This window comes from Micromonospora chalcea, from assembly GCF_028768405.1.
Lineage (GTDB): Bacteria > Actinomycetota > Actinomycetes > Mycobacteriales > Micromonosporaceae > Micromonospora > Micromonospora chalcea.
Window position 1 is genome coordinate 6,237,978 of the sequence record NZ_CP118233.1, and the last position, 25,262, is coordinate 6,263,239.

21 protein-coding genes are annotated in these 25,262 nt (G+C 73.6%); 16 read left to right on the plus strand and 5 right to left on the minus strand.

What is annotated here, in order from left to right:
• Positions 1 to 45 precede the first annotated feature (45 nt).
• Complete coding sequence (locus PVK74_RS28285; RefSeq protein ID WP_187694523.1) at positions 46 to 1,614, plus strand: Rieske 2Fe-2S domain-containing protein; 1,569 nt, start codon at positions 46 to 48, stop codon at positions 1,612 to 1,614.
• Positions 1,615 to 1,721: 107 nt separating this feature from the next.
• Entirely contained in the window at positions 1,722 to 2,360 is a 639-nt protein-coding gene (locus PVK74_RS28290) for a TMEM175 family protein (protein ID WP_051611534.1), read from the plus strand.
• 56 nt (positions 2,361 to 2,416) lie between these two features.
• On the opposite strand, the gene PVK74_RS28295 is transcribed toward PVK74_RS28290, so the two are convergent.
• Positions 2,417 to 4,027, minus strand: a complete 1,611-nt coding sequence (locus PVK74_RS28295) for a phytoene desaturase family protein (protein ID WP_274477596.1) — start codon at positions 4,025 to 4,027, stop codon at positions 2,417 to 2,419.
• Positions 4,028 to 4,093: 66 nt separating this feature from the next.
• Here PVK74_RS28295 and PVK74_RS28300 point away from each other — a divergent pair, with 66 nt between their 5' ends.
• Together PVK74_RS28300 and PVK74_RS28305 are read left to right on the plus strand one after the other, a co-directional pair.
• On the plus strand, positions 4,094 to 4,513 hold the full coding sequence (locus tag PVK74_RS28300) for a 50S ribosomal protein L7/L12 (protein WP_274477597.1): 420 nt from the start codon (positions 4,094 to 4,096) through the stop codon (positions 4,511 to 4,513).
• Positions 4,514 to 4,617: 104 nt separating this feature from the next.
• Positions 4,618 to 5,787 carry an alkaline phosphatase PhoX gene (locus PVK74_RS28305; protein WP_274477598.1) on the plus strand — a complete coding sequence of 390 codons (1,170 nt, stop codon included), beginning with the start codon at positions 4,618 to 4,620 and terminating at the stop codon, positions 5,785 to 5,787.
• Between the two features lie 10 nt (positions 5,788 to 5,797).
• Here PVK74_RS28305 and PVK74_RS28310 read toward each other — a convergent pair whose 3' ends face one another.
• Positions 5,798 to 6,640 (minus strand): YhjD/YihY/BrkB family envelope integrity protein, encoded by an 843-nt coding sequence (locus PVK74_RS28310; protein ID WP_274477599.1) that lies wholly within the window; start codon positions 6,638 to 6,640, stop codon positions 5,798 to 5,800.
• 51 nt (positions 6,641 to 6,691) lie between these two features.
• Here PVK74_RS28310 and PVK74_RS28315 point away from each other — a divergent pair, with 51 nt between their 5' ends.
• From PVK74_RS28315 to ispG, 5 genes are all read left to right on the plus strand, one after another.
• Positions 6,692 to 7,237, plus strand: a complete 546-nt coding sequence (locus PVK74_RS28315; protein ID WP_043325869.1) for a GNAT family N-acetyltransferase — start codon at positions 6,692 to 6,694, stop codon at positions 7,235 to 7,237.
• A gap of 62 nt (positions 7,238 to 7,299) precedes the next feature.
• On the plus strand, positions 7,300 to 8,529 hold the full coding sequence (locus PVK74_RS28320; protein WP_274477601.1) for a PP2C family protein-serine/threonine phosphatase: 1,230 nt from the start codon (positions 7,300 to 7,302) through the stop codon (positions 8,527 to 8,529).
• A 154-nt stretch (positions 8,530 to 8,683) separates the two neighbouring features.
• Complete coding sequence (dxr, locus tag PVK74_RS28325; protein WP_274477602.1) at positions 8,684 to 9,898, plus strand: 1-deoxy-D-xylulose-5-phosphate reductoisomerase; 1,215 nt, start codon at positions 8,684 to 8,686, stop codon at positions 9,896 to 9,898.
• Positions 9,895 to 11,142, plus strand: coding sequence for a M50 family metallopeptidase (locus PVK74_RS28330; protein WP_043325866.1), 1,248 nt, complete (start codon positions 9,895 to 9,897; stop codon positions 11,140 to 11,142). The genes dxr and PVK74_RS28330 overlap by 4 nt, the downstream gene beginning before the upstream one ends.
• Positions 11,143 to 11,151: 9 nt before the next feature.
• The gene (gene ispG, locus PVK74_RS28335; RefSeq protein ID WP_030504228.1) at positions 11,152 to 12,327 is read left to right on the plus strand and encodes a flavodoxin-dependent (E)-4-hydroxy-3-methylbut-2-enyl-diphosphate synthase; all 1,176 of its coding nucleotides are present in this window, start codon (positions 11,152 to 11,154) and stop codon (positions 12,325 to 12,327) included.
• A 57-nt stretch (positions 12,328 to 12,384) separates the two neighbouring features.
• Here the strand turns inward: ispG and PVK74_RS28340 are convergent, their stop codons facing one another.
• Positions 12,385 to 13,059, minus strand: coding sequence for a winged helix-turn-helix transcriptional regulator (locus tag PVK74_RS28340; protein ID WP_187694305.1), 675 nt, complete (start codon positions 13,057 to 13,059; stop codon positions 12,385 to 12,387).
• A gap of 129 nt (positions 13,060 to 13,188) precedes the next feature.
• Between PVK74_RS28340 and PVK74_RS28345 the strand changes: the two genes are divergently transcribed.
• A complete protein-coding gene (locus PVK74_RS28345) occupies positions 13,189 to 14,007 on the plus strand; it encodes a class I SAM-dependent methyltransferase (protein ID WP_274477604.1) in 819 nt (272 codons plus the stop codon).
• Positions 14,008 to 14,055: 48 nt separating this feature from the next.
• Here PVK74_RS28345 and PVK74_RS28350 read toward each other — a convergent pair whose 3' ends face one another.
• Positions 14,056 to 14,643: a PadR family transcriptional regulator gene (locus PVK74_RS28350; protein WP_030504225.1), complete on the minus strand. Its 588-nt coding sequence runs from the start codon at positions 14,641 to 14,643 to the stop codon at positions 14,056 to 14,058.
• 121 nt (positions 14,644 to 14,764) lie between these two features.
• On the opposite strand from PVK74_RS28350, the gene PVK74_RS28355 reads away from it, so the two are divergent.
• From PVK74_RS28355 to PVK74_RS28380, 6 genes are all read left to right on the plus strand, one after another.
• Positions 14,765 to 15,991 carry an MFS transporter gene (locus PVK74_RS28355; protein WP_064447064.1) on the plus strand — a complete coding sequence of 409 codons (1,227 nt, stop codon included), beginning with the start codon at positions 14,765 to 14,767 and terminating at the stop codon, positions 15,989 to 15,991.
• A 76-nt stretch (positions 15,992 to 16,067) separates the two neighbouring features.
• Positions 16,068 to 16,907, plus strand: a complete 840-nt coding sequence (locus PVK74_RS28360) for a GNAT family N-acetyltransferase (RefSeq protein WP_043325861.1) — start codon at positions 16,068 to 16,070, stop codon at positions 16,905 to 16,907.
• A 93-nt stretch (positions 16,908 to 17,000) separates the two neighbouring features.
• Complete coding sequence (locus PVK74_RS28365) at positions 17,001 to 17,717, plus strand: ATP-binding cassette domain-containing protein (protein ID WP_274477605.1); 717 nt, start codon at positions 17,001 to 17,003, stop codon at positions 17,715 to 17,717.
• Complete coding sequence (locus tag PVK74_RS28370) at positions 17,714 to 19,864, plus strand: YhgE/Pip family protein (RefSeq protein ID WP_274477606.1); 2,151 nt, start codon at positions 17,714 to 17,716, stop codon at positions 19,862 to 19,864. The genes PVK74_RS28365 and PVK74_RS28370 overlap by 4 nt, the downstream gene beginning before the upstream one ends.
• 10 nt (positions 19,865 to 19,874) lie before the next feature.
• A complete protein-coding gene (locus PVK74_RS28375; protein WP_274477607.1) occupies positions 19,875 to 20,468 on the plus strand; it encodes a TetR/AcrR family transcriptional regulator in 594 nt (197 codons plus the stop codon).
• 90 nt (positions 20,469 to 20,558) lie between these two features.
• Positions 20,559 to 24,044, plus strand: a complete 3,486-nt coding sequence (locus tag PVK74_RS28380; protein ID WP_274477608.1) for an ATP-binding cassette domain-containing protein — start codon at positions 20,559 to 20,561, stop codon at positions 24,042 to 24,044.
• Positions 24,045 to 24,126: 82 nt separating this feature from the next.
• On the opposite strand, the gene PVK74_RS28385 is transcribed toward PVK74_RS28380, so the two are convergent.
• Positions 24,127 to 25,194, minus strand: coding sequence for an NADH:flavin oxidoreductase/NADH oxidase (locus PVK74_RS28385; RefSeq protein ID WP_274477609.1), 1,068 nt, complete (start codon positions 25,192 to 25,194; stop codon positions 24,127 to 24,129).
• Between the last annotated feature and the right edge of the window lie 68 nt (positions 25,195 to 25,262).

A 25,262-nucleotide genomic window follows, 5' to 3' on the forward strand; every position in this document is an offset into this window, starting at 1 on the left:
GTAGCGTCTTGACGTACACCTGATGCCTTTTTGAGGGGGACTGCGGTGCGAGTGACCGGTACGGGCCACGCCAGCATGCGGATCGACACGGCTGCGGGCAGCATCCTGTGCGACCCGTGGGTCAATCCCGCCTACTTCGCCTCGTGGTTCCCCTTCCCGGACAACTCCCTGCTCGACTGGGAGAGCCTCGGCCAGGTCGACTACCTGTACGTTTCGCACCTGCACCGGGACCACTTCGACGCCAAGCACCTGCGCGACTTCGTGTCGAAGGACGCCACCGTCCTGCTTCCCGAGTTCCCCACCTCGGAGATGGAGGACGAGTTCCGGGAGCTGGGCTTCACCAAGTTCCTCAAGGCCCCGAACGAGCAGGTCGTGGAGCTGCCCGGCGGCCTGAAGATCATGATCCAGGCGCTGACCAGCCCGACCGACGGCCCGATCGGCGACTCCTCGCTCTGGGTCGAGTACGACGGCGTCCGGCTGCTCAACCAGAACGACGCCCGCCCGACCGACCTGAGCGTCTTCGCCGAGCTGGGCCACGTGCACGCGCACATGCTGCAGTTCTCCGGCGCGATCTGGTACCCGATGGTCTACGAGCTGCCGCAGGCGGCGAAGACCGCGTTCGGCAAGCAGAAGCGGGACCGGCAGTTCGACCGCACGTGGCGCTACATCGACGACCTGAAGGCCGACCACGTCTTCCCGATCGCCGGCCCGCCGTGCTTCCTCGACGACGAGCTGTGGCAGTTCAACGACATCTTCGGCGACGAGGGCAACATCTTCCCCGACCAGTCGGTGTTCCTGTCCGAGTACGCCAAGGTCGGCGGCACCAACGGCATCGTGCTGCTGCCGGGCAGCGTCTCGGAGATCACCACCGAGGGCGCGACCACCACGCACCCGGTGCCGGTGGAGGAGTTCTTCGCGAACAAGGTCGCCCACCTGGAGGAGATGCGGGAGCGCAAGCGCGGCGTCATCGAGGCCGAGAAGGCGTCCTGGCGGCACCCCGAGGTCGACGTGCTGGGTGAGATGAAGCGCCGGATCGAGCCGCTGCTGGACGAGTCGATCTACCTGGCCAAGGGCGTCGGCGGGCCGGTCCGCTTCGACCTGGTCGGCTACGACGGCTCCGAGGTCGAGTCGATCGTGGTGGACTTCCCGGGCAAGGAGGTCCGGCCGTACGCGGACGAGAAGGTCCGCTACCGCTTCCGTACCGAGCGGGCGCTCATCGAGCACCTGCTGCACATCGGCGAGGTCGACTGGGTCAACTCGCTGTTCCTGTCGTGCCGCTTCTCGGCGGCCCGCATCGGCCAGTACAACGAGTTCGTCTACGCCTTCTTCAAGTGCCTCTCCGAGGAGCGCCTCCAGTACGCCGAGGGCTGGTACGACGAGCACGAGCGGGCCGTCGACGCCGAGGACATCACGCTCGACGGCTGGGTGGTGCAGCGGCGCTGCCCGCACCTGAAGGCGGACCTGAGCCGGTTCGGCATCGTCGACGGCGACCAGCTGACCTGCCAGCTGCACGGCTGGAAGTTCGACCTGGCCAGCGGCCGCTGCCTGACCAGCGTCGGGCACAAGATCCGGGCGCACCGCGCGGACGCGGAGACCTCGACGCCGGCCGTCTGACGGTTTCGCCCCGCACGCCGCCCCCGGCACGCGACCATCGGTCGTGAGGGGGCGGCGTGACGGGTGCGGACAGGGAACCGGTGTACCGGTTCGGGCGCGGCAGCGAGATGGCGCGGGACGCCTCGCGGGTGGAGGCGTTCAGCGACGCGGTGATCGCCATCGTGCTCACGCTGATGGCCGTCGAGCTGCTGGCGTTCGACCCGGACCTGCCGCAGGACGACGGGCTGGCCGCGGTGCTCGTGCAGGAGTGGCGGGCCTACCTGGCGTACGTGATCACCTTCGCCATCGTCGGCCAGGTCTGGCTGACCCACCACAACATGTGGCGCTACGTCCGCCGGGTCGACCAGATGCTGCTGGTGCTGAACCTGCTGCTGCTGATGTTCGTGGCGGCGATCCCGTTCACCGCCGACCTGCTCGCGGACAACCTGCGCGGCACCGTGCGCGACCAGCGGCTGACCGCCGCGCTGTACGTGGGCGTGGTGCTCGGCGAGGCGCTCTTCTTCAACCTGAGCTGGTGGTGGGCGCGCCGCCGCGGGCTGCTGCACGCGGATCTGGACCCGAGGCTGGCGAGCGCGGTGGCCCGCCGGTTCCGGCTCGGCCCGCTGCTCTACCTGGTCGCGTTCGCCATCGTGTTCATCGACCCGCTGCTGAGCCTGCTGGCGTACCTGCTGCTGGTCGGCGTCTACCTGGTGCGCGGTCCGGGCGATCTTCCGCCCGCCGGCCAGGAGGCGCCCGACACGCCGTGAGCGGTTGTTAAGAAGGGGCCCTTCCTCTACCGGAGGCGTTAATAAGGGGCCCTTCCTTACATGTCGGCGAGGATGCGGCGGGCGGCGTTGTGCCCGGCCGCGCCGATCACGCTGCCCGCCGGGTGGCAGCCGGCGCTGCCCGCGTACACGCCGTCCACACCCGTCGCGTACGGCATCCGGTCGGTGAACGACACCGTGTTGTCGACGTGGTGGATGTGCCCGCCGGTGATGCCGAAGTGCGCCTCGATGCCGGGCGGCGGCAGCGGCACCGCGTCCGCGACCAGGTCACCGGCGCCCGGGGCGTACCGTTCGCAGATCGCGAGCAGCCGCTCCACGTAGCCGGGCAGCGCCGCGTCCCAGGTGGTGCCGGCCAGCTCGTAGGGGACCGACTGGACGAACAGCGCCGACGAGTGGTGCCCCGCCTCGTCGGACAGCGACGGGTCGACTGTGGTGTGCAGGTACCACTCGATCGTCGGCTCGTCCGGCAGCCGCCCGGCCCGCACGTCCGCCCACATGCCGCGCAGCGCCGCCATCGGCGACTCGCCGCCGTCGCCGACGAGCGAGGCCGAGCCGGGCAGCAGGTGGATGGTCGAGCCGAACGGGCTCGGCGCGTCCTCCGGCAGACAGGAGAAGCGCGGCAGCCCGGTCAGCGCCAGGTTGAGCTTGAGCGTGGTGCCGGGGCGGCGGACCGCCGCCATCCGCGCGCCCAGCTCCGCCGGGAGCGCGCCGTCGGGCAACAGCTCCATCAGCCGGTACGGGTCACAGCCGCCGAGCACCACCGGGGCGTCCACCTCCCGCCCGTCGGCCAGTGTCACCCCGGCGGCGGCACCGGAGGTCAGCCGGATGGCGGTGACCGGCGCGTCGGCCACGATCCGCGCCCCGGCGCGCACGGCTGCCTCGGCGAACGTGCGCGACACGGTGCCCATGCCGCCCCGGGTGATCATCCAGGTGCCGTCCGCGCCCGGCAGCCGGCACATGTTGTGCACCAGGAAGTTGTGCCCGGTGCCCGGGTCGTCCGGGCCGGCGTTGAGCCCGGACAGGCCGTCGGTGACCGCGTACATGCTGACCAGCAGCTCGGAGCGGAAGTCGAAGCGGGCCAGGTGGTCGGCCACCGAGCCGCGGACCAGGTCGACGAAGACCTGCCGCAGCGCGGGCCGCACGTAGCGTTCGGCGGTCTCCTCGACCGGCAGCGGCTCGGCCAGCCACGCCGGGGCGAGATCCTCCCGCAGCTGGGCCAGCTCGGCGTGCAGCGCGTCGTCGGCTGCCACGTCGGCGGGGGAGAACATCTCCGCGAGCTGCCGCCGGCTCGCCGCCACGTCGCTGCCCGCCAGCAGGTACGGCGAGCCGAGCCCGCCCGGCGTGGGCAGGAAGTAGTGCGGGTCGCGGCGCAGTACCGGGATGGTCACGTCGAGCGTGGCCAGCAGCTCCGGGGGCATCAGCCCGAGCAGGTACGACCCGGTGGAGTGACGCAGCCCCGGCACCTTCGGGAACGGGTTCTCGGTGCGGGTCGCGCCGCCGATCACCCCGGACGCCTCCAGCACCAGCACGTCCAGGCCGGCGCGGGCCAGCAGGATCGCCGAGACCAGGCCGTTGTGCCCGGCGCCGACCACCACGACGTCGGCGCGGGACGGCAGCTCACTCGCGTCGCTCCCGGTGCGTTCGCTCATGCCGCGACCCTAGCGGCGGCCGGGCACGGGCGGGAGGGTTCGCAGCGGGGCGCTACCGTTCCCGGCATGTCTCCGGCTGTCCAGATCGCGCTCGCGGTGGCGCTCGTCGTGGTGGTGTTCCTGCTCCTGCTCGTGCTGCGGCGCGACCGCCCCCGGGACCTGGTCGCCCCGGATCGCCCGGCCGGCGGCGGGCAGGCCGAGGTGCTCCGCCTGATCCACGCGGGGCGCCGGGTCGAGGCGGTCAAGGTGCTGCGTGAGCAGACCGGCCTGTCGCTGCTGGAGGCGAAGCAGGCGGTGGACGCGCTGGCGGCCGGCGGGTCCTGGTCGCCCGGCCCTCCGGTGCCCGGAAAGGGCGTCGACGACGCGGTGCGGGCCGAGGCCGCGCGGCTGCTGCACCGGGGCGAGAAGATCCAGGCGATCAAGGTGGTACGCGAGCACACGCACATGTCGCTCGCCGACGCGAAGCGGTACGTCGAGAGCCTCTGACGCCGGACGGCCGTCACCGGGCGTTCACCCTATAGTGGCAGTTGTCGATGCATTTCCGTCCTACCGTCGACGGGACACCCACCGCCTCCGGGAGGTAACCCCCGATGGATCGTCGTACCGTCCTGCGTGCCACAGCCGTCGGCGGCGCCGCCGCTTTCGCCGGTGGTCTCTGGGCCGCCGCGGCCGCACCGGCCCAGCCCGCCCAGCCCGGCCCCGGCCCGTACGGCGACCTGCTGTCCGCCGACGTCAACGGTCTCCAGTTGCCGGCCGGCTTCACCAGCCGGGTGATCGCGCGTTCCGGGCAGCGGGTCGCCGGCACCTCGTACACCTGGCACCCGTCGCCGGACGGCGGCGCCTGCTTCCCGTCCGGCGACGGCTGGATCTACGTCTCCAACTCGGAGGTGCCGCTCGTCGGCGGCGCGTCGGCGGTACGGTTCGCCGCCGACGGCGCGATCGCCGCCGCTTACCGGATCCTCGGCGGCACGAACGTCAACTGCGCCGGTGGGCCGACCCCGTGGGGGACGTGGCTGTCCTGCGAGGAAGTGCCGCTGGGCCGGGTCTTCGAGACCTGGCCCGAGGGCGGCCGGGCCGGCGAGGAGCGGACCCGGATGGGCCGCTTCAAGCACGAGGCGGCGGCCTGCGACCCCCGGCGGCGGGTGGTCTACCTGACCGAGGACGAGTCGGACGGCTGTTTCTACCGGTTCGTGCCGGACAGCTGGGGTGACCTGCGCACCGGCCGGGTGCAGGTGCTCTGCGCCCCGGACGGCCAGGTCACCGGGCCGGTGACCTGGCGGGACCTGCCGGACCGGGACGGGTTCCCGGTGCCCACCCGCCACCAGGTGGGTGCCGCGCAGACGTTCGACGGCGGCGAGGGCTGCTGGTACGCCGACGACACCTGCTGGTTCACCACCAAGGGCGACAACCGGGTGTGGGCGTACGACGCGGTGAACCAGCGGCTCGACCTCGCGTACGACGACTCGCTGGTGCCGGCCGGCGCCGCGCCGCTGACCGGCGTCGACAACATCACCGGCACCGCCGGCGGCGACCTCTACGTGGCCGAGGACGGCGGCAACATGGAGATCAACGTGATCACGCCCGCCGGTGTGGTGACCCCGTTCGTGCGGCTGCTCGGGCAGTCCGAGTCGGAGGTCACCGGGCCGGCGTTCTCGCCGGACGGCAGCCGCCTCTACTTCTCCTCCCAGCGCGGCACCAGCGGCGCCCGGGCCGGCACCGGCGGCATCACGTACGAGGTGCGCGGCCCGTTCCGGCGCTGACCCGCAGCCGTCAGGCGCGGGCCGCCTCCCGGGCGGCCCGCCACCGGCTCGCCGCCAGCGTCGCGGAATAGCCGGACAGCACGATCACGTGGAACAGGTACAGCCACAGCAGCACCGCCACGCCGCCGCCGATTTCGTCGAAGCCGCCGAACGGCACGCCCAGGTCCAGCGGCAGCGAGCAGAACAGCACGAAACCGTGCAGGAAACCGGACAGGTTCGCTGCCGTGAACGAGCCCAGGACGACGGTGGCGAGCCAGTCCGGGGAGGCCGGGCCGACCACCCGGAACACCCAGATCAGCACCGGCGTGAGCACCAGCCACACCGCCAGGAACGACAGCACCACGCCGAGCGCGCCGATCCAGCCGCCCTGGCGTACCAGCCGGGTGGTCAGCGGCAGCCCCAGCAGGATCGACAGCAGCAGCGCCGGGGCGGGCGCCAGCAGCGGGAGCAGCAGCAGCCGGCCCCGCCAGCCGACCAGCGCACCGGACTCGGCGCGCGGCTCGGCCACCGAGACGAACGCGCGGCGCAGACCTTCGCCGTACAGCGAGGCCGGCAGCAGCGAGGCCAGCGCCAGCAGCGGAGTCAGCCCCAGCCCGGCGTCGACGAGCGCGGCCGCCGCCCGGTGCGCGCCGATCTCGGTGGGCAGCGTCTCGATCGCGTACCCGGTCAGCCGCCGCACCCGGTCCGCCCCGGCGAGCAGCCCGGTCAGCCAGATCGCCAGCAGCGCCACCGGCACCACGGCGATCGCGCCGTAGAACGTGATCGCGGCGGCGTGCAGGGAGAGATCCCGGCCGCGGACCGGCCGGAACGCCGCAGCCGTGATCCGCTTCGCCCGATCCCACCCGTCGCCCATCGCCCTCTCGTTCCCCGTACGGCCCCGCGCCACGCATTACGATCCGGCGGCATGACGATCGCCACGACCGACCGGCTGGTGCTCCGGGACTGGACCGAGTCCCCGGACGACCTGGCCCGGATCTACGACATCTACTCCCGGGACGAGGTGATGCGCTGGCTGGGCGGCGGCAAGGGCCGGATGACCGACCCGTCCGAGGCGCGCGAGCGGGTCCGGTCCTGGCACGAACGCTGGGCGCCGTACGGCGGCCGCTGGGGCCTGTGGGCGATCGAGCCGCGCGCCGGCGGGCCGGTGGCCGGGAGCATCCTGCTCAAGCCGCTGCCGGGACGCGACGGCGTCACGCTGACCGACGACATCGAGGTCGGCTGGCACCTGCACCCCGACGCCCAGGGCAACGGCTACGCCACCGAGGCGGCCCGCGCGGTGCTGGAGCGCGAGTTCGCCACCGGCACCCCGAGGGTGTACGCGGTGGTGATGGCCGGGAACGACCCTTCGATGGCGGTGGCCCGGCGCCTCGGCATGACGCACGTGGGCGTGCGCACCGACTGGTACGGCGGTGCCGAGGTTGAAACGTTCGTCCTGGAACGTCCGGCCTGAGCCGTGCCGTTGGCAGTTCGCCCTCGGCCTCCTACGGTGGTGGGGATACGGGGGAGGCACTGATGGTCGACGGTGGCGACGCAGCGCGTTGGCTGCACCTCCACGCCGCCCGGGGCGGCCCGGACGACCTGTCGCTCCTGGTGAACCGGGTCGCGCCCGCCATCGGGGCCACCGACATCGTGATCTACCTGGCCGACTACACGCAGTCCTCGCTCGTACCCCTGGTCGGCGCGGGCGCGCCTCGGGACGAACTCACGATCGAGACGACGCTGGCCGGCCGGGCGTTCACCTGCCTCCAGGTGCAGCGCGCTCCCGACCGCCCGGACCGGCTCTGGGTGCCCCTGCTGCTCGGCTGCGAACGGCTGGGGGCACTGGAGATCGTGTCGTCGCGCGCCGGCGACCCCGCGCTGGACCGGCCGGCCTGGGAGGTGGCGGTCGCCGTCGCTCAGGTCCTGGTGAACCGCCGGCTCTACGGCGACGTCGTGGAACGGATTCGCCGCCGCCTGCCGATGCAGGTCGCCGCCGAGACCGTGTGGGGGCTGCTGCCGCCGCTGACCTTCGCAACGGACGAGCTGGTGATCACCGCCATCCTCGAACCGTGTTACGACGTCGGCGGGGACATCTTCGACTACGCGCTCAACGGTGACGTGCTCAGCGTCGGGCTCTTCGACACCTGCGGGCACGGGATCAAGGCGAGCGCGATGGCCTCGCTCGTGGTCAGCGCGTACCGCAACGCCCGGCGTACCGGTCTCGACCTGGTCGACACGGCGATCAGCATCGACAGGTGGGTCCGCTCCGAACACCCCGGCCTGTTCGCGACTGCGCTGCTCGCCGAACTCGACCGGCGGACCGGCGTGCTGCGGATCATCAACGCCGGCCACCCCGGCGCCATGCTGCTGCGGGACGGCAAGGCCGTCCGGGCACTGCCCGGACCGACCGCGCTGCCGCTCGGGCTGGGCAACCTGTCGACGCGGCGCCCGCGGGCGCACGAGGAGGCGCTGCACCCGGGCGACCGCATCCTCGCGTACACCGACGGCATCACCGACGCCCGGGGCGACGACGGGGAACGGTTCGGGCTGGACCGGCTCGTCGACTTCGTCGAGCGTGCCCTCAACGAGCGGCTGCCCAGCCCGGAGACGATGCGCCGACTGGTGCGGGCCGTCCTCGCCTACCAGCAGGACCAGCTCGACGACGACGCCACCGCGCTGTTCCTGGAGTGGCAGCCCTCGCACCTGCCGTTGGCGCACCTGGAGCACCTCACCGCGCCAGACGGGACGATCGCGTCCCCGTAGCGTCGAGGAGGCGATCGAGGCGTGATCGACACCAGTTCGCCGAAGTGGTGGCATCGCGGCGCCTGGGATGCCACCACCTCGGGGAAGTGGGGTCGATCATGCCGCCGGGCACTCCGGGACGAACCGGGGTGAGGCGCTGGGGAACAATGGTCCGGTGACCACTCCCCGAGATCTCGTGCTGCTCGGTTCGACCGGCTCGATCGGCACCCAGGCCATCGACATCGTCAAGCGCAACCCGGACCGCTTCCGGGTGGTGGCCCTCGGCGCGGGTGGCGGCAACGTGGAGTTGCTCGCCGCGCAGGCGCTGGAGCTGGGCGTGGAGGCGGTCGGCGTGGCCCGCGCATCCGCCGCGCAGGACCTTCAGCTCGCGTTCTACGCCGAGGCGAGCAAGCGCGGCTGGGCCACCGGTGACTTCAAACTGCCCAAGATCGTGGCCGGGCCGGACGCGATGACCGAGCTGGCGCAGTGGCCGTGCGACGTGGTGCTCAACGGGGTGGTCGGCTCGCTGGGCCTGCCGCCGACGCTGGCCGCGCTGCACGCCGGGCGTACCCTCGCCCTGGCCAACAAGGAGTCCCTCGTCGCCGGCGGCCCGCTGGTCAAGGCCGCCGTCTCGCGACCGGGGCAGATCGTCCCGGTCGATTCCGAGCACTCCGCGCTGGCGCAGTGCCTGCGCGGCGGCGCCCGGGGTGAGGTGCGGCGGCTGGTGGTCACCGCCAGCGGCGGCCCGTTCCGGGGGCGGGGGCGCGCCGAGCTGACCGCCGTCACGCCGGAGCAGGCGCTGGCGCACCCGACCTGGAACATGGGCCCGGTCGTCACGATCAACTCCGCCACGATGGTCAACAAGGCGCTGGAGGTGATCGAGGCGCACGAGCTGTTCGACGTGCCGTACGCCGACATCGAGGTGATGGTCCACCCGCAGTCGGTGATCCACTCGATGGTCGAGTTCACCGACGGGTCCACGCTCGCCCAGGCCAGCCCGCCGGACATGCGGCTGCCCATCGCGCTGGGCATCGGCTGGCCGGACCGGGTGCCCGAGGCGGCCGCTGCGGTCGACTGGACCACTGCCCACACCTGGGAGTTCTTCCCGCTGGACGACGCGGCGTTCCCGGCGGTCGCGCTGGCCAAGGCGGCGGGTGAGGCGGGACACTGCCGCCCGGCGATCTACAACGCGGCGAACGAGGAGTGCGTGGCCGCGTTCGTCGCGGGCCGGCTGCCGTTCCTCGGCATCGTCGACACCCTCCAGCGGGTGCTGGAGGACGCACCCGATTTCGACGAACCAGGTACCGTCGAGGACGTGCTCGCCGCCGAGTCGTGGGCACGGGCGCACGCCCAGGAGATCATCGTCGGGTCGGTGGAAGGAGCTCGATGAGCTATCTGCTCGGGGTGGTGCTGTTCGCCCTGGCGATTCTCATCTCGGTGAGCCTGCACGAGGCGGGGCACATGCTGACCGCCAAGGCGTTCGGGATGAAGGTCACCCGCTACTTCGTCGGCTTCGGCCCGACGCTGTGGTCGTTCAAGCGGGGCGAGACCGAGTACGGCATCAAGGGCATTCCGCTCGGCGGGTTCTGCAAGATCGTCGGCATGACGCCGCAGGACGACGACGTCGAGCCCGGGGACGAGAAGCGCGCGATGTGGCGCTACCCGGTCTGGAAGCGGACGATCGTGATGTCCGCCGGCTCGATCACCCATTTCGCACTGGCCCTGATCGCGCTCTGGATCATCGCGATCACCGCCGGCCTGCCGAACCCGAAGTTCCCCTCCACCGAGGACGGCTTCAAGGCGGAGCCGGCCGTGATCGCGCTGGCCCCCTGCGTCGTGGTGGAGAACGCGGCCCGCGCCTGCCAGGCCGACGACCCGGCCAGCCCGGCCGAGAAGGCCCAGCTCAAGGACGGCGACCGGATCACCGCGGTGAACGGCCGGCCGGTCTCCACCTGGGGCGACATGCTCGACGTGGTCCGGGCCACCCCGCCCGGCGCGGCCACCGTCACCTTCGAGCGCGACGGCCGGCCGCAGGAGGCCCGGGTCGACCTGGCCGCGGTGCAGCGCCCGCCGCTGGACGACCCGAAGGGCGCCACCTCGTCGGTCTCCGCGCTCGGCGTCGCCCTGCGGCCGAGCACCCCGCCGCGGGTCGAGTACGGCCCGATCGCCGCGTTCGGCGCCACCGCCGACTTCACCGGCACCATGGCGGTGCAGACCGCGCACGCCATGCAGCGCATCCCGCAGAAGGTGCCCGCGCTGTGGAGCGCGATCACCGGCAGCGAGCGCGACATGGACACCCCGATCAGCGTGGTCGGCGCCACCCGGCTCGGCGGCGAGGCCGTGGAGAACAACGCCTGGCTGGTGTTCTTCATGCTCTTCGTGTCGCTGAACTTCTTCATCGGCGTGTTCAACCTGCTGCCGTTGCTCCCGCTGGACGGCGGGCACATCGCCATCGCCTGGTTCGAACGGGCGCGCTCCTGGCTGTACGCGCGCATCGGCCGCCGGGATCCCGGCCGGGTCGACTACCTCAAACTCATGCCGTTCACGTACGCGGTGATCCTGATCGGTGGCGCGTTCACGCTGCTGACAGTCACCGCCGATGTCATCAACCCCATCACGCTCTTCTCAAGGTGAGTGCCTGAAGTGACCGCTGTCAGTCTCGGTATGCCCCCCGTACCGCCGCCGCCGCTGGCCCCGCGCCGGGCCAGCCGCCAGATCATGGTCGGTTCGGTGCCGGTCGGCGGCGGCGCGCCGGTCTCGGTGCAGTCCATGACCACCACCCTCACCGCCGACGTCAACGCCACGCTCCAGCAGATCGCCGAGCTGACCGCGTCCGGCTGCCAGATCGTCCGGGTCGCCGTGCCGTCGCAGGACGACGTGGAGGCGCTGCCCGCGATCGCCAAGAAGTCGCAGATCCCGGTGATCGCCGACATCCACTTCCAGCCGAAGTACGTCTTCGCGGCGATCGACGCCGGCTGCGCCGCGGTGCGGGTGAACCCCGGCAACATCCGGCAGTTCGACGACAAGGTCAAGGAGATCGCGCGGGCCGCCGGCGACGCGGGTGTGCCGATCCGGATCGGCGTCAACGCGGGCTCGCTCGACAAGCGCCTGCTGGCCAAGTACGGCAAGGCCACCGCCGAGGCGCTGGTCGAGTCGGCGCTGTGGGAGTGCTCGCTGTTCGAGGAGCACGGCTTCCGGGACATCAAGATCTCGGTCAAGCACAACGACCCGGTGGTGATGATCCGGGCGTACCGGCTGCTGGCCGAGAAGTGCGACTACCCGCTGCACCTCGGCGTCACCGAGGCCGGTCCGGCGTTCCAGGGCACGATCAAGTCGGCGGTGGCGTTCGGCGCGCTGCTGGCCGAGGGGATCGGCGACACCATCCGGGTCTCGCTGTCCGCCCCGCCGGTCGAGGAGATCAAGGTCGGCGCCGCGATCCTGGAGTCGCTGGGCCTGCGCGAGCGCGGCCTGGAGATCGTCTCCTGCCCGTCCTGCGGGCGGGCGCAGGTCGACGTCTACAAGCTGGCCGAGGAGGTCACCGCCGGTCTGGAGGGCCTGCCGGTGCCGCTGCGCGTCGCGGTCATGGGCTGCGTGGTGAACGGTCCGGGTGAGGCCCGCGAGGCAGACCTGGGTGTGGCCTCCGGCAACGGCAAGGGCCAGATCTTCGTCAAGGGCAAGGTCGTCAAGACGGTGCCCGAGGCGCAGATCGTGGAGACGCTGATCGAGGAGGCGCTGCGGATCGCCGACGAGATGGGCGCCGAGATCCCCGAGGAGCTGCGCGACCTGGTGCCGGGCGGCGCCACCGTCACCGTGCACTGATCTGCTTTTCGCGTCGCCGTGCGGCCGTCCCCGTCGGGGCCGGCCGCACGCGCCGTCTCAGGGGCGGGGCACGGCGGCGAACGGGGAGAGCGTGAACCAGCCGGGCGCGGCACGCCGCAGCGCCTCCGGCCCGCTCACCTCCACCGCGCCGCCGCGCAGCGCCGCCGCCCACCCCAGGTCGCCCATCCAGACCTGCACCAGGGCACGCAGGTCCGCGGTGACGGTCACCGTCACGTCGTGCCCGGGGTCGATGTCGCAGACGTCGGCTTCGCCCGCGGCGATCACCAGCCACCAGTCGCGCTGCGCCGCCGGCACGTCCCGGAAGCGGAACCGCACGACGGTACGCCCCGGCGGGACCGCGTCGTGGTCGACGTGCCGGTGCATGTCCCACAGCAGCAGCTTCGGGTCCAGGTCGGCGTCGCCCAGCTCGCCGATCCAGCGCACGCCCCAGGCGCCGAGCGCCTCCAGCACGGGCCGCAGCTCCCGCCCGGCGGTGGTCGGGACGTAGCGCACGTCGGCGCCGTCGACCCGCCGCTCCACCACCCCGGCGCGGACGAGCTGGTGCAGCCGGCGCGACAGCAGCGTGGGCGACATCCGGGGCAGGCCCCGGCGCAGCTCGTTGAAGCGTTCCGAGCCGCTGACCAGCTCCCGGACCACGAGCAGCGTCCACCGCTCGTCGAGCAGTTCCATGGCCTTCGCCACGGGGCAGAACTGGTGGTAGGAGGCCCCCATGGCGGGCACGCTACGCCCGGCCCGGCGGCCCGGCCAGGCGCCTGTCGGGAGCGGTACAGATCTCGTACTGGGGGCCGTGTCGTCCGCTGCCTAGCGTCCTGTGCAGGGACGACAGCTGAGGAGCGGCAGATGATCGAGGAACGGGAACAGGACGCGGCGGTGAAGGCCCGGCACCGCGCGATGTGGGCGCTGGGCGACTACTCCGCAGTGGCCGCGCAGGTGATCCCGCAGTTGGGGGCGACGCTGGTCCGGGCCGCCGGAGTGGGACCGGGCATGCGGGTGCTGGACGTGGCGGCCGGGACCGGCAACGCGGCTCTTCCGGCGGCCCGGACCGGCGCGCAGGTGGTGGCCGGGGACCTGACCCCGGAGTTGCTGGCGATCGGGCGGGCGGCAGCCGAGCGGGAGGGCGTGACGCTGACCTGGGAGGAGGCGGACGCGGAGGCGCTGCCGTACGCCGACGGCGCGTTCGACGCGGTGCTGTCCTGTGTGGGCGTGATGTTCGCGCCACGGCACCGGGTCGCCGCCGACGAGTTGCTGCGGGTGTGCCGGCCGGGCGGGACGATCGGCCTGGTCAACTGGACCCCGGAGGGCTTCGTGGGCCAGTTGTTCGCGGCCATGCGGCCGTTCGCGCCGCCACCGCCGCCGGGCGCGCAGCCGCCCCCGCTCTGGGGCGACGAGAACCACGTCCGGGAGTTGTTCGGCGACCGGGTCGACGCGCTGACGCTGGGGCGCGACGCCGTGGTGGTGGACCGGTTCGCCACGCCGGAACAGTTCCGGGACTTCTTCGCGACCCACTACGGGCCCACCGTGGCGGTCTACCGGGCGAACGCGGGCGATCCGGAGCGTACGGCCGGGCTCGACCGCGCGCTGACCGACCTGGCCGCCCGGCACCTGGACGGCGGCGTGATGCGCTGGGAGTACCTGCTCGTCACCGCGCGCCGGGCCTGACGGCACGCCGGTCGTGGTCCGGCCGGCGTGCCGTCGCGGCGGCAGCGCTCACTCGGACTCGGCGAGGATGGCGTAGAGCTTGCGCCGCGTCTCGTCGAGCACCTGCGCGGCACGGGCGCGCTGGTCGTCGGTGCCGGTGGTCATCACCTGCCGCAGTGCCTGCATGGCCTGCGCGCCGGCGTCGCGGATGTCGTGCCAGCTGTTTACCGTCTGCTCGGCGAACTCCGCCCAGGGCGGGGTCTGCGCAGCGGCGGTCGCCTCGGCCTGGCCCTGTTCGGTGAGCGCGAACCGCTTGCGCCCGCCCTCGGAGTCGGCGGCGGTCGCGATGACGCCCTCGTCCTCCAGCAGTTGCAGCGTCGGGTAGATCGACCCGGGGCTGGGCCGCCAGGCCCCGCCGGTGCGGGAGTCGATCTCCTGGATCATCTCGTAGCCGTGCATCGGCCGTTCGGTGAGCAGGGCCAGCACGGCGCCGCGCACGTTGGGCCGCCGGCCTCGTCCGCGCCCGCCGCGGCCCCGCCCGTGGCCGTGCGGTCCGGGCGGGAAGGGCGGCGGACCGGGGGGTACGGGCGGGAAGCCGAAGCCGCCCCGGCGGCGCATCTCGTCGTGCATGGCGTGCATCCGTCGGTGGAAACCCATCAGGGCTCTCCTTCTGTCGTCGTATCACTGATGCATCAACGATATATCGGCAATGCATCGCCGACAAGACGCGGATGGAACTCGGCTGCAAACCGTACGTTCGTACTGTTAGGCTGCCGGCGTGCGCCTGCTTCCCGAACCGGGCCCGTCCCGGACCCTCGCCCTCTCCACGCTCGTCAACACCGTCGGGCGGGGCACCTGGCTCACCGCCAGCGCGCTCTTCCTCACCCGCTCGGTCGGGCTCACGGTGGCCGAGGTCGGCGTGGCGCTCACCCTCACCGCGCTGGTTAGCCTGGTGGCGAGCACGCCGATGGGCTACCTGGCCGACCGCCTCGGCCCGCGCGGGCTCCAGATGGCCGCGCTGCTCGCCTCGGCCGGATGCACCGCCGCGCTGGTAGCGGTGCGCTCGTTCCCCGGCTTCCTGGCCGTCGGCGTGCTGATGGCGCTCGCCGACGCGGGCACCCGGGGCGCCCGGGGCGCGCTGATCGCCGGCGCCGTCCCACCCGACCAGCGGGTCCGCACCCGCGCCTACCTGCGCGCGGTCACCAACGTCGGCATCTCGGTGGGCACCGTGCTGGCCGGGTTCGCGCTCGCCGCCGACACCCGCGGCGCGTACGTCACGCTGATCCTGCTCGACGCCGCGACCTACGTGCTGGCGGCGGCGGTGCTGCTGCGGCTCCCGCCGGTCCCGCCGGTGCCCGCCCCGGCGCACGGACCGCGGCTGATCGCGCTGCGGGACCGCCCGTTCCTCGCCTTCACCGTGCTGGACGGGCTGATGTCCATGCACTTCTCGCTGATCAACATCGCCCTGCCGCTCTGGATCGCCGGGCACACCACCGCGCCCAACTGGCTGATCTCCGTCTGCCTGCTCGTCAACACGGTGGTGGTGATCCTGTTCCAGGTCCGCGCCTCGCGGGGCACCGAGGACCTGACCGGCGCGGGCCGGGCCGCCCGCCGGGCCGGCGTCCTGCTCGCCGGCGCCTGCGCGCTGTTCGCCGCCGGTGGCGGCGTACCGGTCGCGGTGGCGGTGCCGCTGCTGCTGGCCGGCGCGCTGGTGCACGTGGTGGGGGAGTTGTGGCACGCGGCGGCCGGCTGGGGCATCTCGTTCGGGCTGGCCCCGGCGCACGCGCACGGCCAGTATCAGGGGGCGTACGGGATGGGCATGCAGCTCGGCTCGATGGTCGCCCCGGTGGTGGTGACCACGCTCGCGATCGGCTGGGGCGTGCCCGGCTGGCTGGTGCTCGGCGGGGTGTTCCTGCTGCTCGGCGCGCTCGTGCCGCCGGTGGTGCGGTGGGCCGCCCGGACCCGGCCGCCCGTGCCCGAACCGGCACCCGTGACGGTCGGCTGAGCCGCCGCTCACCGGAGCGGTCCGGGGTGCCCGGTCGGCCCGCGCGCCCCGGCGCGGATCTGGCAGGCTGGTAACCGTGCTCACGATGCCGGTACGCCAACTCGGGGAGTCGGAGCGCCGCGCGGTCGAGCGGCTGCTCGACCTCGACCCGTACGCCGGCGCGCAGGTCGCCGAGCGGGTGGCGGCGCGCGGGCTGGCCTGGTGGCGGGCCGAGGCGCGGATCCTCGGCTACGGCTCCCGCCGCAACCTGGAGTCGATCTGCTGGCTGGGTGGCAACCTGACGCCGGTGCTCGCGTCCGAGCCGGCGGTGACCGCGTTCGCCGAGCAGTTGAGCGGGCAGGAGCGGCTCTGTTCCTCGATCGTGGGCCGCGCCGACGCCGTACTCGGGCTCTGGGACCGCCTCTCCGCGTACTGGGGGCCGGCCCGGGACGTACGCCCGAACCAGCCCTTGCTGGCGACTGACGCGCTGCCCGCCGTGGCGCCCGACCCGGACGTGCGGCGGGTGCGCGGCAGTGAGGTCGACCGGCTGTTCCCGGCCGCGGTGGCGATGTACACCGAGGAGGTCGGGGTGTCGCCGCTGGCCGAGGACGGCGGGCGCGGCTACCGGCGCCGGGTGACCGAGCTGGTGCGCGCCGGCCGCGCCTACGCCCGTTTCGTCGACGGGCGGGTGGTCTTCAAGGCGGAGCTGGCGGTGGTGACCCGCCGGACCGCGCAGGTGCAGGGCGTCTGGGTGGCGCCCGAGTGGCGGGGCCGGGGCATCGCCACCGCCGCGATGGCCGCTGTGGTGCGCGACGCGCTGGACCGGGTCGCGCCCACCGTGAGCCTCTACGTGAACGACTTCAACCTGCCCGCCCGCCGGGTCTACGAGCGCTGCGGCTTCCGCCCGGTCGGCACGCTCGCCACAGTGCTGTTCTGAGGATCACGTCCCGCCGGAGGTCCCGAACCGGACACCCGGCGCTAGGCTGGGCATGTTTTTATACTGACTAGTCAGTTCGGAATTCGGGGTTTGATGAACATCGTCGAGACCAGCGGCCTGGGGCTGCGGACGCGCCGCGGCTGGGTCTACCGGGACGTCGACCTCACCGCCGCGAGCGGTGAGCTGGTCGCGGTCACCGGCCCGCCCGGCAGCGGACGCACCTCGCTGCTGCTCACGCTGGCCGGGCGCTTCCCGCACAACCACGGCGAGCTGCGCCGCCGGGGCCCGGCCGCGCTCGGCCAGGTGGCCGGCGTGCACGAGCCCGACCCGACGCTCACCGTCGCCGAGCACATCACCGAACGGCTGCTGCTGCTCGGCCCGGTACCGCGCCGCCGTCGGCGCCTGGTGCCGGTGGCCGCGGTGCGGGCCCGCCGGGCCTACCGCCGCGACGCCTACGCCGCCGCCGTCGCCGGCGCCGGCCTCACCGACGCGCCACTCGACCCCGACCGGTACGGCAGAGACCTCACCCCCGTCGAACGGCAGGTGCTCGGCCTGGTGCTGGCCAGCCTCGGCGGCCCCAGCCTGATCGTCGCCGACGACGTGGACGCCGGCGCCGACCGCCCCGAGCGGGAGTGGATGTGGGGCGCGCTGGAACGCCTCGCCGACCAGGGGTACGCCGTGGTCGCCAGCGCCCGCGCGGTCGAACCCGGCGTCGCCGCCACCGTGCACCGCATCGGCGACCCGGCAGTGCCCGCCCCCGCCCTTCCCGCCGAGCCCGCTCCCGACCGTCCCGCCGAGGTGCCCGCATGAGCGTCCTGCGACTTGCCCTGTTCGAGCTGCGCCGGATGACCCGGGGCCGGCTGCCGCGCGCCGCCCTGGCCGTGCTCACCATCGTCCCGCTGCTCTACGGCGCGCTCTACCTGTACGCGTTCTGGGATCCCTACGGGAAGATGGACCGGATCCCGGTCGCCCTGGTCAACGCCGACCGCCCGGCCACCGCCGGCGACGGCAGCGAGGTGCACGCCGGGCGCGACCTCACCGAGAAGCTGCTCGACCGCAAGGTGTTCGGCTGGACCGTGACCGACCAGGCCGACGCCGCGAAGGGGCTGCGCGACGGGCGCTACCACCTGGTCTTCTCCATTCCGGAGGACTTCTCCGCCTCGCTCGCCGCCGCCCCGGAACCGGACCGTCCGGCCCGGCAGGGTGAGCTGAAGGTCGTCAACGACGACGCCACCAACTACCTCTCCGGTCTGCTCGCCCGGTCGGCGTTCAGCGAGATCCGGGCCGCCGCCGCGCAGAGCACCGCCGCCACGTACTTCGACCGGATGCTGATCGGCTTCACCGACGCCAAGGCCGAGACCGGCCGCGCCGCCGACGGCGCCGGGAAGATCGCCGACGGGCTCGGCAGCTCCCAGCGGGGGGCCGATCAGCTCGCCGACGGGCTCGGTGACGCCTCGGACGGCGCCGGGCAGCTCACCGGCGGACTGAACCAGTCCGTCCAGGGCGCGGACAAGCTCGCCAAGGGCCTCGACCAGTTGCGTACCGGCGCCGCCCAGCTCGCCGACGGCGCCGGGCGCGCCGCCACCGAGACCAAGGCCGCGGCGGCGACGGTGAACGCCGCCGCCGACAAGTACGAGCCGGTGCTGCGCCGCAACGCCGACAAGATCGAGAAGGCGGCCACGCTCGTCGCCGACGGCGCGCAGCAGCTCGCCGCCGGGCTGGACGCGCTCCCCGGCAAGGCCGCCGAGGTGGTGGCGACCGCCGAGGAGATCCGTGACCGGCTCGACGCGGTCGCGAAGGAACACCCCGAACTGGCGGACGACCCGGACTTCGCCGCCGCCCGCAAGGCCGCCGACCGGGCCGTCACGCAGGCCCGCTCCGTGGTGGCCGCGCTCGACGAGACCGACATGGCCACGCTGCGCAAGCAGATGACCGACGTGGCGAAGACCGCCCGGGAGGTCGCCACCGCCGCGCCGCACCTGGCCGACGACGTCGCCTCCGCCCGCGCCAAGGTCAACGAGCTGGCCGGCGGGCTCGCCACGCTGGCCCAGGGCAGCGCCAAGCTCCGCGACGGCCTCGGCGACGCGTCGACCGGCGCGACCGAGCTGCGCGGCGGCCTCTACCGGCTCGCCACCGGCGCCCGCCAGCTCGACGGCGGCCTGGCCCAGCTCGGCAGCGGCAGCAACCGGCTGGTCGACGGACTGACCCGGCTGGAGGGCGGCGCCGGCGACCTCGCCGACGGGCTCGCCGCCGGGGAGCGGAAACTACCCGGGTACGACGACGCGACCACCCGCGCCGGCGTCCTCGGCGACCCGGTCGGCCTGATCCGCGACTCGCAGAACCCGGCCGGCTCGTACGGCGTGGGCTTCGCCCCGTACTTCCTGTCGCTGGCGCTCTGGGTCGGCGCGATGATCACGTACATGCTGTTGCGGCCGGTCAACCGGCGGCACGTGATGTCCGGCGCGCCCGGCTGGCGGGTCGTGCTCGCCGGGTGGCTCCCGGCCGCGGGTATCGGCCTGGCCCAGGTCACCGTGCTCTACACGGTGGTGACGCTGGCGCTCGGGCTCGACCCGCGGCACGGGGCGGCCACGTTCGGGCTGCTCGCGTTCACCTCGCTGGCGTTCACCGCGATCATGCAACTGCTCGGCGTGGCGCTCGGCCCGGCCGGGCGGCTGGCCGCGCTGGCGCTGCTGATGCTCCAGCTCACCTCCTCCGGCGGCACCTACCCGGTGCAGACGTCGCCCGGCTTCTTCCAGGCGATCCACCCCTGGCTGCCGATGACGTACGTGGTGGACGGCCTGCGGCACACCATCAACGGCGGCACCACCGCCCCGGTGGTCACCGGCGCGCTGGTGCTGCTCGCGTTCGGGCTGGGCGCCATGGCGCTCACCGTCGGCGCGGCCCGCCGCTCCCGCCGGCTGACCCCGGCCAAGCTGCACCCCGAACTGACCATGTGAGGATGAGCCGGTGACGGACGGACGGACACGCCGGCGCGAGGACACCCGCCAGCGCCTCTTCGTGGCGGCGGTGGACCTCATCGCCGAGCAGGGCTTCTCGGCCACCACGGTGGACGACATCGCGGCCCGGGCCGGCGTGGCGAAGGGGACCGTCTACTACAACTTCGAGTCCAAGACCGTCCTGTTCGAGGAGCTGCTGCGGCACGGCATCGGCCTGCTCACCGCCGAGTTCCGGGCCGCCGTCGACGGGCTGCCGCCGCTGGAGGCGCTGGGCGCGCTGGTCCGCGCGCAACTGGAGTACATCCGCCGCTACCGCGCCTTCGCCCAGCTGCTGCTCTCGGAGATGTGGCGGACCAACCGGGAGTGGCAGCAGACGTTGCGGCTGCTGCGCGGCGAGGCCATCGCGGTGATCGCCGACACGGTGCAGGCCGGCGTGGACAGCGGCGACCTCCCGGCCGACCTGGACGTGCGTACCGCCAGCTCGGCGCTGTTCGGCGTCGGGCTGGTGGTGGCGGTGGACTGGCTCGTCTTCTCGCCGGACCGGCCGATCGACGAGGTGCAGGAGTCGCTGCTCGGCATCGTCCGGCGGGTCGCCCGGACCTGACCAGCGGTCGGTAATTCGGTTGATTCCGGGCCGCCGGAAGGGTGAGGGTGAGGTCACCGCCCCCACCGATCCGAGTCCGGAGGACCTTCCATGCGCCTGCTCCGAGATCTCTGGGCCACGGCGCCCCGGCGGATGGCGGCGGTCCTGCTGCTGATCGTGCTCGGGGCCGCTGGCCAGGCGGCCGCGTCCGCGCTGGCCGGGCCGGTGCTGGTGCACCGTTCGTCCGGCTGGTTCGTCGCGCTCGCGGTGGCGCTCGTCGCCGCTGTCGTCACCGACCTGCTGATCGGCCTGATCATGGCGCGGCTCACCGCCGACTGGTCGGCCGACGTGCGGCGGCGGCTCTGCCGGGTCGCGCTCGGCCAGGACCTGCCCACCCTGGAGACCACGCCGGTCGGCGAGTTGCTCGACCGGATCGACAACGACGTCTACCAGGTCGCCGCCGAGATGCGGAACACCGGCGTACGGCTGGCGCAGGGCCTCGCGGTCTGCGTCCTCGCGACGGTGAGCGCGCTGATCGTCTGGTGGCCCGCCGGTGTCGGCATGATCGTGCTCACCTCCCTGCTCGCGGTGACGCTGCGCCGCCCGACCGCCCGGATCGCCCCGGCCCGGATGGCCGAGGAGGAGGCGTGGTCCGACCTCGCGGCGGTGATGGAGGAGGCGGTGCACGGGCAGGACGACGTGCGCACCAGCCTCGCCCGGCCGTACGTGCTGCGCCTCTACGCCCGCCGCGCGGCCGAGGTGATCGCCCGGTGCGTCCGGGTGTTCCGGCTCTCCGCCCGGGTCACCGCGGCCGCCGCCGGCGCGGTCCGGATCGGCATCGCCGGTGTGGTGCTGGGCGGCGCGTGGGCGCTCGCCACCGGCCGCGTCGACGCCGCCCGGCTGACCGGGATCTGGCTGCTGGCCATCGCGTTCGGCGCGACTGTCGAGCACATCGCCCGCTGGGTGCCGCACCTGCAGCAGGCGTTCGGCGCGTGGGGCCGGGTGCAACTGCTCGCCGGGTCGCCGCAGGAGCCGGAGGGCGGGGCCACCCCCGTCGACGGCGACCTGACCGTGCGCGGGCTCACCTACCGCTACCCGGCCGGCGGGGACGAGCGCGGGCCGGCGCTGCGCGACGTGCGCCTCGACTTCGTCCGGGGCCGCTCGTACGCGCTGGTCGGGCGTACCGGCTCGGGCAAGTCGACGCTGGCAAAGGTGCTCACCCGGGCGGTGGACGTGCCCCGCGGTACGGTGTTCCTCGGTGACACGGACCTGGTCGACCTGGACGTCGAGGAACTGCGCCGGTGGATCGCCGTGGTGCCGCAGCGCACCGAGATCCTGGCCGGCACGCTCGCCGAGAACGTGGCGCTGTTCGACCCGGAGCTGCTGGACGCCGCCGAGCGGGCGCTGGCCGAGCTGGGCCTGTCCGGCTGGATCGCCGAGCTGCCCGACGGCGTGCACACCCGGCTCGGCGACGGCGGCTACGTGCTCTCCGCCGGGCAGGAGCAGCTCGTCGCGTTCGCCCGCATCCTGGTCCGCGACCCGCACGTGGTGATCCTCGACGAGGCCACCGCGCGGCTCGACCCGGTCACCGAGAACCGGGTACGCGAGGCCACCGAACGGCTGCTCACCGACCGGATCGGCATCGTCATCGCGCACCGGCTCTCCTCGGTGCGCCGCTGCGACGAGGTGGTCGTGATGGCCGACGGAGCGGTGCTGGAGGCCGGTCCGCTGCGCGAGTCGGCCCGCTTCGCCGAACTGCTCGCCACCAGCCACGCCGGGGCGTACGCCGGGGTGGGCGCCCGGCGCGGCGGCGTCGACCTGCTCGACGCGCCCGCCTGGGACGACGCGCCCGCGACGCCCACCGCGCCCGCGACGCGGCCGGCCGCCGTGCCGCGCGCCGACCCGCCACCCGCGCCGCCCGCGCCCCCCGCGCGGACCATGCGGGAGATCCTCCGGCTGGGCCTCAACGACCCGCGGTACGGCCTGATCTCGGTCGGCCTGTTCATCGTGATGACGGTGCTCGGGATGGACGGCGCGGTGCTGCCCTGGCTCTGGGCCGACCTGGTCGGCGGCGGCGACCCGTGGCTGCCGGCGCTGGGCATCGTGGCAGCGCTGCTCGTGGTGCTGCCGCTGCCGTACCTGACGAACCTGTGGTTCCCGCAGTGGTGGATCCGGCAGATGCTGCGGATCAGCGCCCGGCTGGTGCACGGGCAGACCGGCGCGCGCCGGGTCAGCGGGCACACCCCGGCCGAGGTGGTGGCCCAGGGCGGTGACACCGACCGGGTGGTGCACCTGGCCGACAACCTGATGGACCAGTTCATCTCGCTGGTCATCGTGGTCACCATGACGCTGGTGACCGGCAGCTTCGTACCGGCGTTGTTCTTCGTCGGCACGATGGTGGTCTCCGGGCTGGCGGCGACGCTGTTCGGGCCGCGGCTGGAACGCACCGCGGCCGGCACGGTGAAGGCGCGCGCCGCGTTCGCCACCGCGCTGGTCTCCGCGCTGTCCGCCGCCCGTACGGTCAAGCTGGCCGGCGCCACCCGCCCGGTGCTGCGGCACCTCGCCCGGCTCGACGAGGTACGCAGCGAGCGGCAGCGGCGTGAGATCGCCATGCAGGTGTGGGCCCGGTCCACGCCGTCGGTGGCCAGCGGCCTGCTGCCGATCGGCGCGTGGGCGCTCTACCTGGCCGGCGGGCTGTCCGCCGGCGCCACGCTGGTGGCCGTCTCCACGCTCGGCGCGGCTCGCTGGTTCGCGTGGACCACCGCGTCACTGGTGTCGCAGTACCCGTCGGCGCGGGTGTGGACGAAGCGGACGGTGGCGATGACCGGCGAGGCCGTGTACGCGGCGCCGGTGCCCGGCCTGGATCTGGTCGCGGGCACCGCGCCCGCGCCCGAGCCGCCGCCCCGGCACCCGCTGCGCCGCCTGGAACTGGCCGGCTTCGGCGCGCTGCACTCCGACGGCACGCTGGCCGTGCGCGACGTCGACCTGGTGGTCGAGCGCGGGCAGCTGGTGCTGGTCGTCGGCCCGGTCGGGTCCGGCAAGTCGTCGCTGCTGCGCGCGCTGGCCGGGATCGTGCACCACGTCGGCGAGCTGCGCTGGAACGGCGACCCGGTGACCGAGCCGGAGATGTTCCTGCGCCCCAACCAGGTCGGGTACGTGGGCCAGCTGCCCCGGGTGCTCTCCGGCACGGTGGCCGACAACATCGCGCTCGGGCACCAGGTGGACGCCGCCGGTGCGGTCTCGACCGCCCAGCTCGAACACGACCTGGCCGCCGCGGGAGGCGGGCTCGGGTTGCTGATCGGGCACAAGGGCACCCGGCTCTCCGGTGGTCAGCTCCAGCGGCTGGCGCTGGCCCGGGCGCTCGCGCCGCGTACCGAGCTGCTGGTGGCCGACGACGTGTCGTCGGCGCTGGACGTGAGCACGGAGCTTGCGTTGTGGGCGGCGCTGCGCGAGCACGGGGTGACTGTGGTCGGCTCGACCGCGAAGCGGGCCGCGCTGGTGCGGGCCGACCACGTGGTGGTGCTGATCGACGGCACGGTGGCCGACCAGGGCACCTGGGCCGACCTGGAACCCCGCTGGAACCACCTGGCCGGCTGACCGCGTTCTCCCGGTTGATCATGAAGTTGGCGGCGACAAAACGGACGCGGAACGCCGCCAACTTCATGATCGACGCGCACGGTCAGAAGGCGCGGGCGTACTGGTTGGGCCAGGCGGGGGTGGCGTTCAGCTTGGCGGCGGCGCGGCGCGGCCAGTACGGGTCGCGCAGCAGTTCCCGGCCCAGCAGCACCAGGTCCGCCTCGCCGCCGGCCACGATCTGCTCGGCCTGCTCGGGCTCGACGATCAGGCCCACCGCGCCGGTCGGCACCCCGGCGTCGCGGCGGATCCGGGCGGCCAGCGGCACCTGGTAGCCGGGTCCGACCGGGATGGACGCCCGGACCGCCGCGCCGCCGGAGGACGTGTCGACCAGGTCCACTCCGGCGGCGGCCAGCTCACCGGCGAGCACCACGCTGTCCTCGACGGTCCAGCCGTCGTCGGTCCAGTCGGTGGCGGAGATCCGGGTCAGCACCGGCACCGACTCGCCGACGGTGGCGCGTACCGCGCGGGCCACCTCCAGCGTGAGCCGCATCCGGGCGGCCCGGTCGCCGCCCCAGCCGTCGGTGCGCCGGTTGGTCAGCGGGGACAGGAACTCGTGCAGCAGGTAACCGTGCGCGGCGTGGATCTCCACGGCGGCGAACCCGGCGTCGAGCGCCCGCCCGGCGGCGGTGGCGAAGGCGTCCACCACGGCGGCGATGCCCGCCTCGTCCAGCGCGGTGGGCGTGCGGTACTCCGGCACGAACGGCTGGTCGCCCGGGCCCACCGGGGTCCAGCCGCCCTCGGCGTCCGGCACGCCGCCGCGCGCGGGCGCCCACGGCCGGTACGTGGACGCCTTGAACCCGGCGTGCGCGAGCTGCACGGCCGGGACGGCGCCCTGACCTGCCACGAATGCGGTGATCGGCCGCCAGGCGTCGACGTGCGCGCCGGACCAGAGGCCGGTGTCCTGCGGGCTGATCCGGCCCTCGGGCACCACAGCTGTCGCCTCGGTGATCACGAGCCCGGCCCCGCCGACCGCGCGGGAGCCGAGGTGGACGCGGTGCCAGTCGGTGGGCAGGCCGTCGGGCCCGGCGCTGTACTGGCACATGGGCGCCAGCGCGATCCGGTTGGGCAGCGTGACGCCGCGCAGGGCGAGCGGGGTGAACAGGGCGCTCATTGTCGAAGATCCTCCGGTCATGGCTTCGGGTGCGCCTCCCGCTTTCGGAAGACGCACCCGAAGAAGTG